We start from the raw sequence: 17,234 nt of genomic DNA, 5'->3' as shown, positions 1-17,234 counted from the left end.
ACGGGTTCGTGCACGCCCGAGTCCACTCCCCGACGTCGCGTCACACTCAAGACCGGAGGAAGTGACCCGTGCCACACCCGCTCGTCGGCCAAGCGCTCCGGAGCCCGGTCAGCCCCCGTCCGACAGGGCCAGCCGCCGCTGGACCCGGCGCAGGACGCGGTGCTGCACGGGTCGGAGGGTCCGCCCGTTCAGTTCGTCCATCAGGGTCGAGGCCCGCGCGTCGGACGGGAACAGGCCGGCCAGGCGCGCCACCACCGGTTCGAGGCGCGCGACCAGATCGTCGGTCAGTGCCGCCACCTCCTCCTCTGGGGTGTCGGGGCCCAGGGCGTAGAAGCGTTCCGTCAGCGGTGCGAGCGCGGCCGTGCCGTCGTTCACCTCGCCGAGCAGGGCGGCGAGTCCCGCCGGACCGTCCCCGCCGAGCAGATGTCCGACCAGGACGAGCTGTTCGTGCTCGTAGCGGGCCATGTCCTCGGGCATGTCCGGGTCGGGGGCGGAACGCAGCTCCGAGAGCTCAGGCGGCAGGTCGGGCGGGGCGCCGCTGCGGCGCAGCGCGGCGATGCTGGCGCGGCGGGCGAGGAGCCGTTCGACCTCGGCGGCGGCCCGGCGGTCGAGCTCGTCGAGCAGTTCCTCCGCGGCCGCCGGATCGTCCAGTACCGCGGGCAGCTCGGACAGCGGTACACCGAGGGCGGTCATCCTCGTGATGCGCAGGAGCCGGACGAGGTGGCCCACGTCGTAGCGCCGGTAGCCCCCGGCCGAGCGGGGCGGCTCGGGCAGCAGCCCGATCTGGTGGTAGTGGCGCAACGTGCGTACGGTGACGCCCGCCAGTTCGGCGAGCTCGCTGCTGAGCATCGGTCGGCTCCTTCGGCTCCGGTTCGCGCGGGTGGCCGGCGGCCCCGGACGGCGGTTCCGCCCCGTCGCGTCGACGACGGTAGCGCGGGCCCGGGGTTCTGTGGTCGACACGGCGACGGGGAAGGGTGCGCGGAGCCGCGCAGGGGCCCGCCCGTCGCGGGTTCGCGCGTTCTCGACATATGCCCTTGGAGCGGATAGCATACCCAACCTAGTTGATACATCATCTAGATTGAGCGGCTGTGAAGCCTGGGCGAAGGGGACCGCAGTGAGCGGCGGACACGGCAAGAAGGCGTACGAGGGTGAGTCGATCACGGTCACCTTCGAGGCGGAGCGCTGTCAGCACGCCGCCGTGTGCGTCAACGGCCTGCCCGAGGTGTTCGACACCCGGCGGCGCCCGTGGATCCAGCCGGACGGCGCCGCCGCCGACCGCCTGGCCGAGGTGATCCGGCGCTGCCCCTCCGGCGCGCTGCGGTACCGGCTCGCGGACGGCGGAAGGTAGGCCCCCGGCCGACCCCGCACGCCCACCGCGCGAGCACCCCTTCACGAGCTTGGAGCCCAGCAGATGCCACTCGCAGCGCAGTTCCACGAATACGGCAGCATCGAGTCCCTACGCGTGGTCGACGTCCCTCCGCCCACCGCGGGCCCCGGACAGGTACGGCTCGCGGTACGGGCGGCCGGTGTCGCTCCGGTCGACTGGAAGATCCTGCACGGCCACCTGGGCCGGGTGGCGCCCTCCCGCCTTCCTCTCGGTCTCGGCTTCGACGTGGCCGGGGTGGTCGACCAGGTCGGTACGGGAGTGGCCGACCTGAGGGTCGGTGACGAGGTGCTGGGGGCCGCCGCCACGGCCTCCTTCGCCCAGTCGGCGCTGGCCGACCCCGCGGTACTCGTCGCCAAACCGGCCTCGGTGCCCTGGGAGGTCGCCGGGACGCTGGCCGGTTCGGGCATCACCGCCTGGGAGGTGCTGAACGAGCTCCGGGTCACCGAGGGCGAGACCCTGCTCGTCCACGCCGCCGCCGGTGGCGTGGGCACGTTCGCCGTGCAGATGGCGGTGGCCCGCGGGGCCCGCGTCATCGGTACCGCGAGCGAGCGCAACCACGAGCGGCTCCGTTCGTTCGGCGCGGAGCCGGTCGCCTACGGCGCCGGACTGGTCGAGCGCGTACGGGCCCTCTCCCCCGGAGGCGTGGACGCCGTCCTCGACGCCTCCGGCCGAGGCGAGATCCCGGATTCGGTCGAACTCGCGGGCGGCCCGTCGCGCGTCCTGTCCGTCGTGGTCCAGGACCCCGCGGGGACGGGTATCCGCACCCATGTGACCCAGCCGGCCGTGGACGGACGCGAGGCCCTCCGCGACATCCTGGCCCTGATCGAGGCGGGTCGGCTGCGGGTGCCGATCGCCGGGACGCACCCGCTCGACGAGGCGGCCACCGCCCTGGAGGAGAGCCGGGCCGGGCACGTGAGCGGCAAGCTCGTGCTGCTCCCGTGACGGGCCCGCGGCCTCCGGCGGCCGGGGCGGCCGAGGACACCGCCCGCGGTCCGACGGAGACGGCAGCGCGCAGGCCCCCGCGGTGAGGTCCTGCGGTGGACGGATCCAGGAGAGGACCCGCCCACCGCGGGCCGGCGCGGCCCCGGCCCCGGACGTCAGCGGTCCCGCGCACCGGCACGGCTCAACCCGGCCCCGGGCCTCCGTAGGCGCGCCCCAGCTCGGACCGCGCGGTGATGCCCAGCTTGGCGAACACGTTGCCGAGGTGGTGGCCCACGGTGCGGTGACTGATCCGCAGCTTCGCGGCGATCTCGCGGTTCGTCATCCGCTGAGCGGCGAGCCGGGCGATCCTGTCCTCCTGGGCGGTGAGCCGGACGCCCTCTCCGGCGCCGGGGCTCCCCCGGCGGCCCGGGGGGCCGGTGAGGTCCCGTTCGCGCCGCGCCCGTCGGCTGAGCGGCTCGGCCCCCAGGCGGTCGAACGCCTCCAGGGCGCTCCCGAGGTGGACACGCGCGTCGGTCCGCCGACGGCCCCGCCGCAACCACTCGCCGTAGAACAGCTGGGTGCGGGCGCGTAGAAGGGGTTGCGACCGTGTGCCGGGCACGTCGAGCGCGGCCCGGAAGGCGTCCTCGGCGCGGGGGCCGTCCAACAGCGCCTCGGCGGCGTGCGCGGCGGAGCGCGCCCACGGCGCTCCGGTGCGCCGCGCCCAGGCGTGCAGCCGCCGCATCCGCTCCTCGGCGACGTCGAGCCTTCCCACGTGCACGGCGGCCTCGGCGGTGTCGAGCGCGGCCAGCAGCGCGAAGGTCGGATGCGCCGCACCGTGTGCGGGGTCGGCCAGGCGCAGCAGGGTGTCCAGAGCTTCCCCGGGACGCTCCTGGAACAGGCTGTTCATGCCGCTGATCCAGTAGGACGCCGCGCTCACCGCACGGCTTCCCCGCGGGAGCGCGGTGCGCAGCACGCGTTCGGCGGCCTCGGCCGCCCGGTGCTCGTCACCGCGCACGGCGGCGAGCCAGCCCAGGCAGTTGCGGCAGTGGGCGGCGATCTGGTCGGCGCCCACGTCCTCCGCCAGCCGCAGCCCCTCCTCGGCCGCGGACTCCGACTCCGCCCAGCGGCCGACGAAGCCGTCCAGCGTCGCGGTATGGGCCAGGACGTCGGCGAGTCGGGCCGGTTCGTAGCGCCGCCGCAGGTGCGGCGCCCGGCGGCGCAACGCGTCCCCCACCGCCGTGTCGATGCCCCAGACCACCGCGAGGGGAGCGGGCGGAAGCAACCGCAGCGGCGTCCTGCGAGCCCGGGCGAGGGCGTCGGCGAAACCGGTCGCGTCGGTCGGCGCGGCGTCGGTGGCCGGGTCGTCGCTCCACCAGGCCAGGAGGACGGGAAGCCCGTCCCGCTCCTCGACGTCGAGTTCCAGCAACGATTCCAGCGCCCCGGCCGCCAGGTCGCCGCGTCCGGCCGCCCAGCCGGCGCGCATGGCCGTGGTGCCCAGCTCCAGCGCCGTGCCCGGGTCCGCGACCAGCTCCATGTCGGTGGTCAGGTAGTGGTGGGCCAGTTCGGGGGCGCCGCGGGAGGACTCGATGACGCCGCGCAGGCCGTGGCTGCAGCGGGCGACGTGGGTGCCCGGGGCCAACCGCTCCGCGTCGTCGAGCAGGCGCTCCGCGGTGGTCGCCCACCCGGCGTCCCAGGCGGCCCGCGCCGCTCCGGCCAGCCGTCGGGAGGCGTCGATCGGCGCCGACGAGAGTTCGGCGGCCCGCCGCAGCGCCCGCGCCTCCGCCGCCATGGCACCGCGTAGCCGGGAGCGGGCCGCGGTCCGTTCGAGCAGTCCGGCGACGTCCTCGTCGTGGTCGTGTGCCGCGGAGGCGAGGTGCCAGGCGCGCTCCTCCGCCTCGTCGGGCAGCGCGGCGGCCAGGGCCCGGTGCGCCCGCCGCCTCTCCGCGGCACCGCAGCAGTCGTAGACGGCTCTGCGCACGACGGGGTGGCGAAACCCCACCCGGTCGCCCCTCACACGCAGCAGACCAGCGTCCTCCGCCTCGTCCCAGGCGGTGTCGTCGACGCCGAGGGCGCGGCCGGCCCGCCGCACCACGAGCAGGTCACCGTGGTCCTCGGCCGCCGCGAGTACGGTGAGCAGCCGCACCGGGGGGCTCAGCGCCTCGATCGCGGCGCGGAAGGCACGGCGCAGCCGCGGTCCGACGGGCGGCCGCAGCCGTCCGGGGAGGGGCTCGGCCTCGTCGGGGCGCCAGTCGGCCCCGACCGCCTCCAGCAGCGCCAGGGGGTTGCCCCCCGCCTCCTCGACCGCCGCCCGCACCAGGGCCTCGTCGGCGCGCGGGGCCGCGGTCGCGTGCAGGCGCCGCGCGCTCCCTTCGGTGAGGCCCTCGACCCGCACGTCGGGGACGCCCTCCCACGGCCGGGCGGCCGGGTCGCCGTGGTCGGCCACCAGCACCACCACGGGATGCGCCGCCGCACGCCGGGCGAGGATGCCCAGGCACCGCGCGCTGGCTCCGTCGAGCCACTGCGCGTCGTCCAGGGAGACGAGGACGGGCCGCTCCTCGGCGATCGCGCAGAGCAGCGACAGCACGGCCGCCCCCACCGGGAGCGGGTTCGCCGGGACCTCACCCGCTTCGAGCGCGGTGCGCAACACCGCTCCCCCGTCCGGCGGCGACTCCATCCGCGCGGCCACCGGTCGCAGCAGCCCGTGAAGCCCGGCGAAGGGCAGGTCCGACTCCGACCGGGCGGCCCGGTGGCCGAGCCGGACGAAGTCCGCGGCCCGGTCGTGGGCGTAGCGCAGCAGAGTGGACTTGCCGATGCCCGGTTCGCCCCACAGCGCGAGGGCACCGCCCCTGCCCTCGCGGGCCCCCGAGAGGAGCCCGTCGAGGGCCGCGGTCTCCTCCTGGCGGCCGATCGGCTCCGCCACCGCCGGGGGGAGCACGGCTCCGGCGGTGTGCGTGTCCGGATACGGCGGGTTCACGGCGCCCGCTCGGCGGTGAGGGGCCCGTGAGCGGCACCGGTGGGCGGGTGCGGTCCGCGTCCCGGCGAGCGTCCCCGGTTCACGGCGACTCCCGGCGGAGGAAATGTGTGTCCATGGCCCAAGGCTGCCCAACAACTCCCTTCAGCGACAAAACGACCCTGACCCGGTCAGGGGAAATGACCCCCTCCGGTACCCTGCGCGCATGGCCAGATCCCGACCGACCGACACGTCCGCGGCTTCCTCCGCCCGTAGTGGTGCGGACGACGACTTCGAGCGCATCGACGACGAGGCGTGCCGCAGCTTCCAGCGCTCGGTCGAGCTCGTCGGCGGGAAGTGGACCGCCTCGGTGCTGTTGGCGTCCGTGCGGGGCGCCCGCAGGTTCGTCGAGTACCGCGCGCACGTTCCCGGCATCTCGAACCAGCTGCTGTCCCAGCGCCTGCGGGAACTGCGGTCCCACGGGCTGATCGACCGGACGGTCGTGCCGACCACCCCGGTGCAGATCCTGTACCGGCCCACCGAACGCGGTGTCGGGCTGATGCGCGTCCTGCACCCGCTCGTCGAGTGGAGCGTCGAGAACGACCCGGAGCGGCGGACCGCGACCGACGACGACCGGTGAACCCGCGCCCCGGCCGTCCGGGACCGGGTGGCGGAGTCACCCGTACGGCGGTACGGGGCCGTCCGCCCGGGACGTCGCTCACTCCTCGGGAACCGGTGCCGCTGATCCGCTCCCGGACCGCCCCCGTTTGATGGCGGCCTCGACCGCGGTGCCGATACGGCGCAGCGCCGTGAGCTCCTGCGGCCCGAGGCCGTCGATCAGGTACTCGCGGACCGCCGCGACGTGCCCCGGCGCCGCCGCCGCCACCGCCTCGTAACCGGCCCCGGTCAGTACCGCGTCGGTGCGCCGACCGGCCCCCGGGACCCGGACCCGTGTGAGCAGTCCGCGCTTCTCCAGACGCCCCGCCACGTGCGACAACCGCGACAGCGACGCCGACGTGCGCGCGGCCAGCTCACTCATGCGCAGGGTGTGCTCCGGCTGCTCGGAGAGCACCGAGAGCACCATGTACTCGAAGAAGGTCATCCGGGCCTCGCGCTGCATCCGCGCGTCCAGGGCGGCCGGCAGGCTGATCATGAGCGCGGAGTTGGCCAGCCACGCCGCCAGCTCGTCGGGCTCCAGCCACCGCGTTCGCGCGGCCGAAGGCGCGGGCCCTTCAGCGTGGAGGCCCTCCCCGGCCTCCGTCCCCTCGGCCGCCGCCCCCTGGGACGCGTCCCGGTCCGGCCCGTGCCCACCCGCCGTGTTTGTCGCCATGGCCCCATCCTAACCACCGTTGTTGACGCATCAAGTTGAGTCGCGTAGAACTTGATGCGTCAAGTTCGAACGGCCCGGGGCGCACCGGCACAGGTGCGCCGCCGCGGACCGGCGACCCCCTCCAGGAAGGACCACGGCATGCGGACCACATCGCTCGGCGGACTCCAGGTCCCGCGCATCGGCCTCGGCGTCATGGGAATGTCCGCGTTCTACACCGGAGCGGGCCGTGACGACGCCGCCTCGGTCCGCACCATCCAGCGTGCCGTGGACCTCGGCGCCACCCACCTGGACACCGCCGAGGTCTACGGGCCCTACGTCAACGAGGAGCTGCTGGGCCGCGCGATCAGCGGGCGCCGCGACCGGGTCGTCATCGCCACCAAGTTCGGCCTCGTCTCCCACACCGGCCGACCGGGCCCCGACAGCACCCCCGCCAACATCCGCGCGGCGGTGGAGGGCTCCCTGCGGCGCCTCGGGACCGACCGCATCGACCTGTACTACCAGCACCGCGTCGACCCCGGCACCCCCATCGAGGACACGGTGGGCGCGCTGGGCGAACTGGTGGCCGCGGGCAAGGTACGCCACATCGGCCTCTCGGAGGCGGCCCCGGCGACGATCCGCCGGGCCCACGCGGTCCACCCCCTGGCCGCCGTCCAGACGGAGTACTCGCTGTGGACCCGCGACGTCGAGGCCGACGTGCTGCCCGCCCTGCGTGAACTGGGCATCGGCCTGGTCCCCTACTCGCCCCTCGGGCACGGTTTCCTCACCGGCGGCATCCGCTCGTTGGACGGCCTGGACGCCGCCGACTGGCGGCGCACCAACCCCCGGTTCACCGGCGGCAATCTCACGCGCAACCTGCGCATCGTCGACGAGGTGAGCGAGGTCGCCGCGGAGGCCGGGGCCACACCGGCGCAGGTCGCCCTGGCGTGGCTGCTCGCGCGGGGTGAGGGCATCGCTCCCATCCCGGGCACCAGGCGCACCGACCGCCTTGAGGAGAACACCGCCGCCGACGGCCTGCGGCTCACCAGCGCACAGATCACCCGGCTGGACGAACTGGCACCGGCCTCCGGCGAGCGCCACGCCGCCGCCGACATGGCCGTCGTCGACCGCTGAGAAGGCGGCGGGGCGAGCACCGCCCCGCCCGCCGACCGAACCGGTCGGCTCCCCGGCGGTGGCGTGACGCCTCCCGGGACGGCCCCACATCTTCCACGACCCCGCAGCGGACCGGACCTACGGACCAGCCGTACGCCGACCGCGCGTCAAGAACGGAACCGCACATCATGTCGAACAACCCGATCCGTGTCGGCGTCATCGGAGCCGACGCCAGGGCGAGCTGGGCGGGGGCCTCGCACATCCCCGCCCTGGCGGCGCAGCCGGAGTTCAGGTTGGCCGCCGTGGCGACCCGGCGCGAGGAGAGCGCACGCCGCGCGGCCGAGGTCTTCGGCGCCGAACGCTGGTTCGCCGACCCCTACGCACTGATCAGCGACCCCTCCGTCGACCTCGTCACCGTGGCCGTCAAGGTCCCGGCCCACCGCGAACTCGTGCTGGCGGCACTCGCGGCGGGCAAGGCCGTGTACTCGGAGTCCCCCCTGGGCGCGACCGTCGCCCAGACCGAGGAGATGGCCGCGGCGGCGGGTCGGCTGCACACGGCGATCGGCCTACAGGGGCGGCACAACCCCTCGGTGCGCCGCGCCGCGCAGATCGTGGCGCAGGGCCGACTGGGGCGACCGCTCTCGGCACGGGACACCGCGACGACGTTCGGCAACGGCCCGGAGTCGGTGAGCGCCTACGCCTACTTCGACAAGGCGGCGGCGGGAGCCGGTTTCCTGACCGTCGCGGTGGGCCACGTGCTCGACGTGGTCGAGGCGGTCCTCGGACGCGTCACCGAGATCGACGCGCGCACCGAACTCCTGTGGCCGCGGGTACGGCTGACCGACACCGGCGAACTATCGGCCCGGGAGACACCGGACCACCTCGACGCCGTCGTCAAAACCGCCTCGGGGGCACCGGTGGGAGTGCAGGTCCTGGCGGGCGTACCCGCGGCGGACGCCCGCTTCGGCCTGGAGGTCCGCGGAACGGACGGCTGGCTGGCGCTGACCGGCGACCACCCCGCGGGTGTCCAGGTCGGCGACCTCGCGCTGACCTCGAACGTGGAGTTCGAGGCGCCCGACGCCCCCGTCGCCACCGGCACCGGACCGGCCGCCGCGCAGGTCTGGGCGGGCGCCCCCGTCAACGTGGGAGAGGTGTACGCCTCCCTGGCCCGCGACATCGGGAACGGGACGTACGACACACCGGGATTCGAGCACGCCGTCCACAACAGCCGACTGGTCGCCCAGGTGGAACGGGCCGCGCGTACCGGCCTCCGGCAGCACCTGCGGCGGTGACCGGTCCGAAAGCGCGGGCCGTGACAGATACGGCGACCGATTCGCGGACCCGGACGGCTGCCGTAGGTTCAGTCCCGCTCGGGGCCCTTCGGCCCGGACCACACCGATTACGGGAGTCGTTGATGAATGCTGTCCTCGGTCGCTTCGGCGTCGGCGGGGCCCTGTGAGGGGGCCGCGCCGTACGACCACACCCGCGCGGGCCGCCGTGATCGAGAAGCGGGACGGGCCGTTCGAGTTCCGCGACGTCGAGGTCGAGGAACCCCGGCCGGACGAGGTCCTGGTCCGGATGGTCGCGACCGGGATATGCGCGACCGACGCCCACGTGCGGGCCCAGCGGATGGCGACACCACTGCCGGTGGTGCTGGGGCACGAGGGCGCGGGGGTCGTCGAGCGCACGGGAAGCGCCGTCACCTCCGTCGCGCCCGGCGACCACGTCGTGCTGTCCTACCACTCGTGCGGACGCTGCAAGCCGTGCGTCTCCGGGCACGCCGCCTACTGCGACGACGTCTGGGCGGCGAACTTCGCGGGTGCCCGCCTGGACGGGTCGAACGGGCTGCACGCCGTCGGCGGCCCCGGGAACGACCGCGAACCCCGCGGCCACTTCTTCGGGCAGTCCTCCTTCTCCACCTACGCCCTCACCCACCAGCGCAACACCATCAGGGTGCCCGCCGACCTGCCCCTGGAGGTCATGGCCCCGCTGGGCTGCGGTCTACAGACGGGCGCCGGAGCCGTGCTCAAGGCCCTCGCCGTTCCGGTGGGCGCGTCCCTCGCCGTGTTCGGCGTGGGCGCAGTGGGCCTGGCGGCGGTCATGGCGGCGCGCGTGGCGGGCGCGGCCACCATCGTGGCCGTCGACGTCGACGTCGACCGGCTCGGACTGGCACGCGAACTGGGAGCGACCCACACTATCGACCCACGGATGGTCGGGGACCTGGCGGCCGCGCTCCGCGCGGTCGAGGAGCGCGGCATGGAGTACGTCCTGGACACGAGCGGCCGAGCGGAGAACCTCGACGCGGGTGTCGGCGCGTTGGCGCCCATGGGGAGGTTCGGCTTCGTGGCCTTCCACGAGGGCGGGGGCGCGGTGGTCGACGCGGGCCGCCTCACGATGGGCCAGTCCCTGCAAGGCATCATCCAGGGCGACGCCGTCTCACCGCTGCTGGTCAACGAACTCGCCGAACTCTACCGGGCGGGCCGGTTCCCGATCGACCGGCTGCTGTCCTTCTACGACTTCACCGACATCAACACCGCGTTCGACGACGCGGTCTCGGGCCGGATCACCAAGGCGGTCCTGCGGTTCACGCCACCGGAATAACGCGGCCGTACGGACGTGCGCCTCGCCGAGGGCCGCACGTTCCACGAGAGCCGAGAACGAGGAAAGGTGTTCCACCGATGTGCTCCAGCAGTCAGAGAACCATCACCGCCGACGACGCCCCGGACTTCTACGGGATCGACCACTACGGCTTCCCCCGGGCCGGGGAGGACGACCCCTCCGACCCCGAGGGCTACTACCCCCCGTACCTGCGCAGTGAGCGCTTCCAGAAGTACGGCTACCACGTGGAGGAACTGCGCGACGGCTTCTACTGGGTCACCAGCGCCGGTTACGACGCCGCGTTCGTGGTGACCGGCGAGGGCGTGGTCGCCATCGACGCACCGCCGACACTGGGCGAGAACATGCTGGCGGCGATCGAGGAGGTCACCGACCAGCCGGTGACCCACGTGGTCTACAGCCACTGGCACGCCGACCACATCGGCGCCGCCTCCGTGTACGGCCCCGACGTCGAGATCGTCGCCCACCGCATCACCAAGGAGCTCCTGGAGCGGTTCCCCGACCCCAAGCGCCCGGTGCCGACGCTCACGTTCGAGAACGACCACGTCCTGGACGTGGGCGGCGTGGAGCTGCACCTGTCCTACAAGGGCGAGAACCACTGCCCGGGGAACATCTTCGTCTACGCCCCCCGGCAGAAGGTGCTCACCGCCGTGGACATCCTGAGCCCGGGCTCCGTGACGTTCATGCACTGCGACGCCTCGCAGAACATCTCCGGCTGGTACGAGGCGCACTCCCAGATCCTGGAGTACGACTTCGACTTCTTCGTCGGCGGGCACCACATGCACTACGGCACCCGTGAGCAGGTGGAGCTGTGCGTGGAGTACTTCGCCGACGTGCTCGAAGGGGCCACCGCGGCGGTCGATCGGTTCAGCGGCTCCGACGCGCTGGTCGGCATCCTGGCCGGCGCAGGCCAGGACAGGGTCTTCGTCGGCACGGAGAACTGGATCAACTCCATGGCGAACCACACCACCCGGCACGTCCTGGAGAAGCGGACCAGCAACGGGCAGCTGTGGTGGGAGCGTCTGGCGGGCGCCACCACCCAGACCAAGTACCACGCCTACACCGTGCTGGAGTCGATCCGGTTGGAACGGCCCCGCCCCGACTACCGCCTGCGCGGGACCAACCCCCCGCCCTTCCAGACCTGACCCGGCCGCCCGCGGAAGGCGTGCGGGGTTCGAGGAACGCGGGAACCCGGCGGGCGGGTCGGCGCGCCGCCGGGTCCCGCGCCCTTACGGGTGCGGGATCCGTGTCCCGGCCCTGGTCCGGGCCGGACCGGTGGTCACAGGTGCGGGGTGATCAGCTCGACGACGTTGTTCTTGGAGGAGGGCCCGATCCGGGTGGCGACGATGTTTCCGTCCTTGAAGACGTGCAGGGTGGGTATCGCCGTGATGTCGTACACGGGAGGCGTCTGGGGGCTCCGGTCGATGTCGAGCCGGGCGATGGTCACCCGGTCCGCGTACTCCTTGGCGACCTCGGCCAGGACCGGGTCCAGCGCCCTGCACACAGCGCTCCACTCGGCCCGGAAGACCGCCAGGACGGGTCCCTGTGCTCGGACGACCTTCGCTTCGAAGTCAGCGTCGGTGACGTCCAGGACGGTACCGCTCATGTGCTGTGCTCCTTCGTGGACAAGAGGCGGGAACGACACCACCCATCGTCCCCGTCCCGCGGTCGACTCCGTGGTGGAATGGCGCGAACACCGTCGTCCTGTGGGGGTTCGTGGTGGTACGCCCAGCCCCGGGGGCGGACATCCGGAACGCCGCAAGGCGGATTTCGGATACGCCGATGCGCGGGACCGGCAACTGAGCCCGCGCTCCGGCGCGCGGCGCTCCGGAAAGCCTCAGCTCCCGCGGCCGGGGAGCACGCCCAGCAGACCGGGTCGCGCTCCCCGGTCCGGGCGCGGTGCCGCCCGAGGCCCGTGGGCGGTTCCGGCCCTCGGTGGTACCGGTGGCCGCCCGTACGGGGTCGGGTCTCCGCCGCGTGGTCGGCGGTGGCGAGCCGACCGAGCCTGTCCCGGTTCCCGGAGACGAGCGCGACGGAGGACCCCTCGCGGCCGAACCCGCGATCGGCGTCAGCAACTTCGCCCCCGAGCACCTGGAGCGCCTGATCGACCAGACCGACGTCGTGCCCGCCCTCAACCAGAGCGAGCTGCACCCCTACTTCACCCAGCCCGACGTCCAGCGGGCCGACGCCGCCCACGGAGTGCTCACCCAGGCGTGATCGCCCATGGGCGGCATCACGTTCTATCCGGGCTGGGGCGAGGACCGCGTCAGCGTCATGGACGACCCCGCCATCGCGCGGATGACCGTTCACGGGAGCGGCCGCCGTGGGGCGGCCGCGCGGTCGAGGTGCGCGCGTCGGTGAGCGCGTCGGTGAGCGCCATCGCTCACCCTCTCACCGGGCCGGATGTCACGCCCTCCCCGGCCGACCGCTCGCGGGCGGAAAGGGTCTGGCGAAGGGTGGTCAGGGCCATGTGGGCCGCGGACGCGTCGACCGGTCTGGTGACGTCGAGCCCGGTGGCCTCGGCGAAGCGGCGCAGGCGGTTGATCACCGTGTTGCGGTGGCAGAACATCGCCTGCGCGACCTCGGTCACCGAACCGGTCCGGTAGTAGGCCTCGACCGTCTCGACCTGCAGATCGACCTCGCGTTCGGTGAACCCGCCGAGCGCCTCCCGCACGTCGCGGGCGAAGGCCCCGGCGGCCGGGCCCAGGCGCGCGCCCGCCAGCCGGGTCCAGTGGCCCTCGACCGTGGCCGCCGCGCCGGGCCGCGCCCACTCCGCCAGCTCGCGGGCGAGCCGCCACATCGGGGCGATCTCGCCGATGCCGTGGGCGCTCGGGGAGATCCCGACGGGTTTGCCCAGCAGCGTCCCCCGGGCGGCCCCGGCGGCGTCCCCCGCGGGGACGATGGCGAACTCCACCCCGTCCAGGCGGAGCAGGACGGCCCGGGGAAGCGTCTGGCCGACCCAGCCCCGGAAGTCGCGGGCGTGGTTGCCGTTGGCCACCAGGACGAGGTGGACGCCGTCGGGGCGCAGGCCCAGTGCCCGCGCCGCCTGCTCGTTCAGCCGCGTGTCCCCGCCGGAGCCGCTGAGCAGGTGCCGCAGGAGGAAGGCGTGCTCCAACTCCAGTTCCGCGCGCATCCGGGCGATCTCGTCGGTGTAGCCGGTCTGCACGTGGGTGGTGTGCACCTCCACCGCCTCCCAGATGGAGATGACCTCCTCGGAGAAGTCGCGGAAGTCGGCCTCGGCGACGTGGGCGCGCATCGCCTCCCATAGGAAGCGGAAGTCCATGCGCACGGCCCGCAGCAGCGACTCCAGGGGGATGCCGCGGCGGGCGCGGGAGCGTCCGACCTCGATCGAGTGGGCGCGCAGCTCGCCGTGGCGGTCCCGTCCCCGCAGGAGTTCCAGGAGGAGTTCGAGCGTGGCCCGGGCCGTGCCGTACAGCTCGGCGTCGTCGATGACGGTCTCGGCGTACCCGGTCAGCTCGCGGACCCTGCGCACGTAGGTCCAGGCGATGGACTCCAGCTCCTCCAGGCACGCCTGTGCGGCTCGGGGGATGACGTCCGACGGCGCTGTTTTGTGCATGTGCACATTCTAGGCGGCGTTCTCGTTGGGTTATGCGCTTGTGGGAGTGCGCTTTTTCCAAGACGATGATCGGCATCACACCTGGTCACCGACGTCCCGTCCGACCGGTGCACATCTCCCGGAGGATCACATGCCACAGCCCGACCCGGCCCCGGCCGGCGCGAGAGCGCCAAAGGTCAACGCGGCCGACGCCAGGCGCATCGCCTTCGCGGCCTTCGTCGGAACAGCCCTGGAGTGGTACGACTACTTCCTGTTCGGCACGGCCGCCGCGCTGGTCTTCAACCGCCTGTTCTTCACCGAACTCGACCCGGGCGCGGGCCTCATGGCGGCGCTGGCGACCTTCGGCGTGGGCTTCGCCGCCAGGCCCATCGGGTCCCTGATCTTCGGCACCATCGGGGACCGCTACGGGCGGCGTCCCGCGCTGCTGATGACGATCGTCATGATCGGCTGCGCGACCGGGCTCATCGGCGTGATCCCCGACTACATGGCCATCGGGATCGCCGCGCCGATCCTGCTCGCGGTCCTGCGGCTCCTGCAGGGGCTGGCCGTGGGCGGCGAATGGGGCGGCGCCATCACCATCGCCATCGAGCACGCCCCCGAACGCCAGCGCGCCCGCTACGCCGCCCTGGTCCAGATCGGCTCCCCGGTGGGCACGCTCATCTCCTCGGCCGCCTTCGCCGCGGTGCTGACGCTGCCCGCGGCCGACTTCGACGCCTGGGGGTGGCGCCTGCCGTTCCTGGCCGCGTTCCCGCTGCTGGGCATCGCCCTCTACATCCGCTTCAAGGTGGAGGAGTCCCCCGTCTTCCAGGAGCTGGTGCAGATGGAGGACCGCGCCAAGGTGCCCGCCCTGGCCCTGTTCCGCGAGGCCGGGGGCCGCCTGCTCGTGGCGGTGGCCGCGGCGCTGCTGGGGGTCGGCGGCTTCTACGTGATGACGACCTTCGTGGTCTCCTACGCCTCCACGGTGCTGGAGGTCGACCGCCAGGCGGTCGTGAACGCCACACTCGTCGCCGCCGTCTTCCAGATCGCCACGACCCTGGTCGCCGGGCGCGCGGCCGAGCGCTTCGGACCCGGCCGGATGACGGTGATCGGCGCCCTGGCCACCGCCGCGGCCGCGTTCCCCCTGTTCCGGCTCATCGACACCGCCGACCCGTGGGCGATCACCGCGGCGGTGACCATCGGCATCTGCCTCATCACCCTGGCCTACGCCGTCACCGGCACCCTGCTGGCCGACCTCTTCCCGCCCCGGCTGCGCTACAGCGGGGTGTCCCTGGGCTACAACCTCGCCGGAACCCTCAGCGGGTTCCTCCCGCTCATCGCCACCGCGCTCCTGGCCGTGGACGACGGCGCGTCCTGGCCCGCGGTGCTGGTCCTCATCGGCATCTGCGCCGTCACCGCGGTCGGCGGCCTGGCCGGCGAGCGGATCAGGGCCGCGGACACCCGCGCCGCCGCCGACGCCCGGGCCGCGGCGTGAACCGCCCGCCCGCACCGACCACAGCCCCGCAGGAGGAGAACCGCATGAACCTCGCACCCCACGTCGTCGCGCGCATCGAAGCGGCGGTCGACGACGCCTTCGACGCCCAGCTGGACTTCACCCGGGAACTCGTGCGCCACCCCTCCCTGCGCACCCGGGAGTCCTCGGCGCAGGACCTGATGCACGAGGCCATGGAGCGGCGGGGGCTGGCCGTGGACCGGTGGGAACTCGACCCGGAGGAGATCTCCGCCCACCCCGGCGCCGGGAAGATCACGGTCTCCTACGAGGGTGTGGAGAACGTGGTGGGCACCTACACCCCGGCTCAGGGCGGGGGCCGCTCGCTGATCCTCAACGGCCACATCGACGTGGTCCCCGAGGGCCCCGTCGGGGAGTGGTCCCGCTCCCCGTGGGACGCCCCCGTCATCGACGGCTGGCTGCACGGCCGGGGCAGCGGCGACATGAAGGCGGGACTGGCGGCCAACCTGTTCGCCTACGACGCCGTGCGCGCGGCCGGGTTCGCCCCCGCCGGGCGCATCCACTTCCAGTCCGTGGCGGAGGAGGAGTGCACCGGCAACGGCGCGCTGGCGACGGTCCAGCGCGGGTACACCGCCGACGCCGTGCTGATCCCCGAGCCCGAGGAGGACATGCTGGTCCGCGCCAACGTCGGCGTCATCTGGTTCACGGTGCGGGTCGCGGGTCACCCCACGCACCCCAGGGAGATGGCGTCGGGGTTCAACGCGATCGACGCGGCGCACCACGTGATGGGGCGGCTGCGCGTCCTCGAACAGCGCTGGAACGACGAGAGGGGCAGCCACCCCCACTTCGAGGACCTGGACCACCCCATCAACTTCAACCTCGGCGGCATCAGCGGCGGCGACTGGCCGTCGAGCGTCCCCGCCTGGTGCGAGCTCCAGGTCCGGGCGGCGATCTACCCGGGGGTGAGCGCCGACGACGCCTGGGAGCAGATCCAGGAGGTGCTGCGGGACACCACCACCGACGACGCGGGCAACCCCATCGAGGCCGTGGGCGAGCGGACCGGCTTCTACGCCGAGGGCTACGTGCTGCCCGAGGGCACAGAGGCCGAGAACGTGCTGCGCCAGGCCCACCGGACCGTCTTCAAGGACGAGCTGCGGACCTTCACCACCCCCGGCTACCTCGACGGCCGCGTGTACGCCCTGTACCAGGGGATCCCCGCGCTGGTCTACGGGCCGGTCTCGGAGGCCATCCACGGGTACGACGAGCGCGTCGACGTCGAGTCCGTGCGGCGGATCACCAAGTCCATCGCCCTGTTCATCGCGCAGTGGTGCGGGCTGGAGGAGGCCGCCTGAGGCCGAGCGCGTTCGGGGAGGCCGTCCCGGGTACCCGGAACGCGCACCAGGTGCGGACAGGGTCGGGGTCGGGCCGGGGCGCACACGATGCGCGCACGTGCGCGGGCGGCACCGCCGTCAGATCAGCGACAGCTCGCGGAGCTTGGCCTCGACCAGCGCGTTGTCCGGTTCGACGTGGTGGGACCCGTCCGGGTAGACGACCACAGGGATGTTCGTGCGCCCCGAGATCTCCCGGGCCAGTTCCGTGGCCGCCGGGTCGTGCTCGACGTCGACGTACTCGAAGGGCACCGCCAGCTCGGTCAGCTGCTTCTTGGTGCGTCGGCAGTCCCGGCACCAGTCGGCCCCGTAGACGCGGATCGCGGCCTCGTTCACTCGTCCTCCCCTGGGGTGGTCACCACGCCAGTGTGCCCGATGGCCCCGTCCGCCCGGGCCCGGGTGCTGTATGGCCGATCGCGGGGCCCGCACCGCGACGGGTGGTATTGCGCGGCGGGCAGCAGGCAAGGGCACCTTATTGCGCAATACGCAAGGATCTGTGCGCCCGGGGCATGGCGGGTCTACGGTGAAG

16 protein-coding genes are annotated in these 17,234 nt (G+C 73.6%); 10 read left to right on the top strand and 6 right to left on the bottom strand.

What is annotated here, in order from left to right; genetic code table 11:
- Positions 1-108 precede the first annotated feature (108 nt).
- The gene (locus G011_RS0110740; protein WP_019608475.1) at positions 109-849 is read right to left on the bottom strand and encodes a MerR family transcriptional regulator; all 741 of its coding nucleotides are present in this window, start codon (positions 847-849) and stop codon (positions 109-111) included.
- A gap of 265 nt (positions 850-1,114) precedes the next feature.
- On the opposite strand from G011_RS0110740, the gene G011_RS0110735 reads away from it, so the two are divergent.
- On the top strand, positions 1,115-1,348 hold the full coding sequence (locus G011_RS0110735) for a (4Fe-4S)-binding protein (protein ID WP_019608474.1): 234 nt from the start codon (positions 1,115-1,117) through the stop codon (positions 1,346-1,348).
- Between the two features lie 63 nt (positions 1,349-1,411).
- Positions 1,412-2,329, top strand: a complete 918-nt coding sequence (locus G011_RS0110730; protein WP_019608473.1) for an NADP-dependent oxidoreductase — start codon at positions 1,412-1,414, stop codon at positions 2,327-2,329.
- Positions 2,330-2,510: 181 nt separating this feature from the next.
- Here the strand turns inward: G011_RS0110730 and G011_RS0110725 are convergent, their stop codons facing one another.
- A complete protein-coding gene (locus G011_RS0110725; protein WP_019608472.1) occupies positions 2,511-5,282 on the bottom strand; it encodes an AAA family ATPase in 2,772 nt (923 codons plus the stop codon).
- 202 nt (positions 5,283-5,484) lie between these two features.
- Between G011_RS0110725 and G011_RS0110720 the strand changes: the two genes are divergently transcribed.
- Complete coding sequence (locus G011_RS0110720; protein WP_019608471.1) at positions 5,485-5,898, top strand: helix-turn-helix domain-containing protein; 414 nt, start codon at positions 5,485-5,487, stop codon at positions 5,896-5,898.
- Positions 5,899-5,976: 78 nt separating this feature from the next.
- Here G011_RS0110720 and G011_RS29705 read toward each other — a convergent pair whose 3' ends face one another.
- A complete protein-coding gene (locus G011_RS29705) occupies positions 5,977-6,588 on the bottom strand; it encodes a MarR family winged helix-turn-helix transcriptional regulator (RefSeq protein WP_019608470.1) in 612 nt (203 codons plus the stop codon).
- A gap of 138 nt (positions 6,589-6,726) precedes the next feature.
- Between G011_RS29705 and G011_RS0110710 the strand changes: the two genes are divergently transcribed.
- From G011_RS0110710 to G011_RS0110695, 4 genes are all read left to right on the top strand, one after another.
- The gene (locus tag G011_RS0110710; protein ID WP_019608469.1) at positions 6,727-7,698 is read left to right on the top strand and encodes an aldo/keto reductase; all 972 of its coding nucleotides are present in this window, start codon (positions 6,727-6,729) and stop codon (positions 7,696-7,698) included.
- 167 nt (positions 7,699-7,865) lie between these two features.
- Positions 7,866-8,969 (top strand): Gfo/Idh/MocA family protein, encoded by a 1,104-nt coding sequence (locus G011_RS0110705; RefSeq protein WP_019608468.1) that lies wholly within the window; start codon positions 7,866-7,868, stop codon positions 8,967-8,969.
- A gap of 205 nt (positions 8,970-9,174) precedes the next feature.
- The gene (locus G011_RS32865; protein ID WP_019608467.1) at positions 9,175-10,278 is read left to right on the top strand and encodes an NAD(P)-dependent alcohol dehydrogenase; all 1,104 of its coding nucleotides are present in this window, start codon (positions 9,175-9,177) and stop codon (positions 10,276-10,278) included.
- 77 nt (positions 10,279-10,355) lie between these two features.
- The gene (locus G011_RS0110695; RefSeq protein ID WP_019608466.1) at positions 10,356-11,438 is read left to right on the top strand and encodes an MBL fold metallo-hydrolase; all 1,083 of its coding nucleotides are present in this window, start codon (positions 10,356-10,358) and stop codon (positions 11,436-11,438) included.
- A 134-nt stretch (positions 11,439-11,572) separates the two neighbouring features.
- Here the strand turns inward: G011_RS0110695 and G011_RS0110690 are convergent, their stop codons facing one another.
- Positions 11,573-11,899 carry a co-chaperone YbbN gene (locus G011_RS0110690; RefSeq protein WP_019608465.1) on the bottom strand — a complete coding sequence of 109 codons (327 nt, stop codon included), beginning with the start codon at positions 11,897-11,899 and terminating at the stop codon, positions 11,573-11,575.
- Positions 11,900-12,237: 338 nt separating this feature from the next.
- Between G011_RS0110690 and G011_RS32070 the strand changes: the two genes are divergently transcribed.
- Positions 12,238-12,510 carry a hypothetical protein gene (locus G011_RS32070; RefSeq protein ID WP_196808505.1) on the top strand — a complete coding sequence of 91 codons (273 nt, stop codon included), beginning with the start codon at positions 12,238-12,240 and terminating at the stop codon, positions 12,508-12,510.
- Between the two features lie 166 nt (positions 12,511-12,676).
- On the opposite strand, the gene G011_RS32860 is transcribed toward G011_RS32070, so the two are convergent.
- Positions 12,677-13,870, bottom strand: coding sequence for a CdaR family transcriptional regulator (locus G011_RS32860; RefSeq protein WP_019608462.1), 1,194 nt, complete (start codon positions 13,868-13,870; stop codon positions 12,677-12,679).
- A gap of 130 nt (positions 13,871-14,000) precedes the next feature.
- Here G011_RS32860 and G011_RS0110670 point away from each other — a divergent pair, with 130 nt between their 5' ends.
- The gene (locus G011_RS0110670) at positions 14,001-15,341 is read left to right on the top strand and encodes an MFS transporter (RefSeq protein WP_019608461.1); all 1,341 of its coding nucleotides are present in this window, start codon (positions 14,001-14,003) and stop codon (positions 15,339-15,341) included.
- Positions 15,342-15,385: 44 nt separating this feature from the next.
- The gene (locus G011_RS0110665) at positions 15,386-16,669 is read left to right on the top strand and encodes an ArgE/DapE family deacylase (protein WP_019608460.1); all 1,284 of its coding nucleotides are present in this window, start codon (positions 15,386-15,388) and stop codon (positions 16,667-16,669) included.
- Positions 16,670-16,786: 117 nt separating this feature from the next.
- On the opposite strand, the gene G011_RS0110660 is transcribed toward G011_RS0110665, so the two are convergent.
- Complete coding sequence (locus G011_RS0110660; RefSeq protein ID WP_019608459.1) at positions 16,787-17,041, bottom strand: glutaredoxin domain-containing protein; 255 nt, start codon at positions 17,039-17,041, stop codon at positions 16,787-16,789.
- Positions 17,042-17,234: the final 193 nt, after the last annotated feature.

It is taken from the genome of Nocardiopsis sp. CNS-639 (assembly GCF_000381685.1).
Taxonomy (GTDB): Bacteria; Actinomycetota; Actinomycetes; order Streptosporangiales; family Streptosporangiaceae; genus Nocardiopsis; species Nocardiopsis dassonvillei.
The sequence above is the reverse complement of the archived record's forward strand: the minus strand, read 5'-3'. Positions and strand labels throughout refer to the sequence as shown.

Excerpts from the sequence above, each read along its gene's own strand:
- G011_RS0110665 (WP_019608460.1), top strand. The coding sequence starts at position 15,386 with ATGAACCTCGCACCCCACGTCGTCGCGCGCATCGAAGCGGCGGTCGAC.
- G011_RS0110710 (WP_019608469.1), top strand. The coding sequence starts at position 6,727 with ATGCGGACCACATCGCTCGGCGGACTCCAGGTCCCGCGCATCGGCCTC.
- G011_RS0110690 (WP_019608465.1), bottom strand. The coding sequence starts at position 11,899 with ATGAGCGGTACCGTCCTGGACGTCACCGACGCTGACTTCGAAGCGAAG.
- G011_RS32860 (WP_019608462.1), bottom strand. The coding sequence starts at position 13,870 with ATGCACAAAACAGCGCCGTCGGACGTCATCCCCCGAGCCGCACAGGCG.
- G011_RS0110720 (WP_019608471.1), top strand. The coding sequence starts at position 5,485 with ATGGCCAGATCCCGACCGACCGACACGTCCGCGGCTTCCTCCGCCCGT.
- G011_RS0110740 (WP_019608475.1), bottom strand. The coding sequence starts at position 849 with ATGCTCAGCAGCGAGCTCGCCGAACTGGCGGGCGTCACCGTACGCACG.
- G011_RS29705 (WP_019608470.1), bottom strand. The coding sequence starts at position 6,588 with ATGGCGACAAACACGGCGGGTGGGCACGGGCCGGACCGGGACGCGTCC.
- G011_RS0110695 (WP_019608466.1), top strand. The coding sequence starts at position 10,356 with ATGTGCTCCAGCAGTCAGAGAACCATCACCGCCGACGACGCCCCGGAC.
- G011_RS0110730 (WP_019608473.1), top strand. The coding sequence starts at position 1,412 with ATGCCACTCGCAGCGCAGTTCCACGAATACGGCAGCATCGAGTCCCTA.
- G011_RS0110670 (WP_019608461.1), top strand. The coding sequence starts at position 14,001 with ATGCCACAGCCCGACCCGGCCCCGGCCGGCGCGAGAGCGCCAAAGGTC.
- G011_RS0110705 (WP_019608468.1), top strand. The coding sequence starts at position 7,866 with ATGTCGAACAACCCGATCCGTGTCGGCGTCATCGGAGCCGACGCCAGG.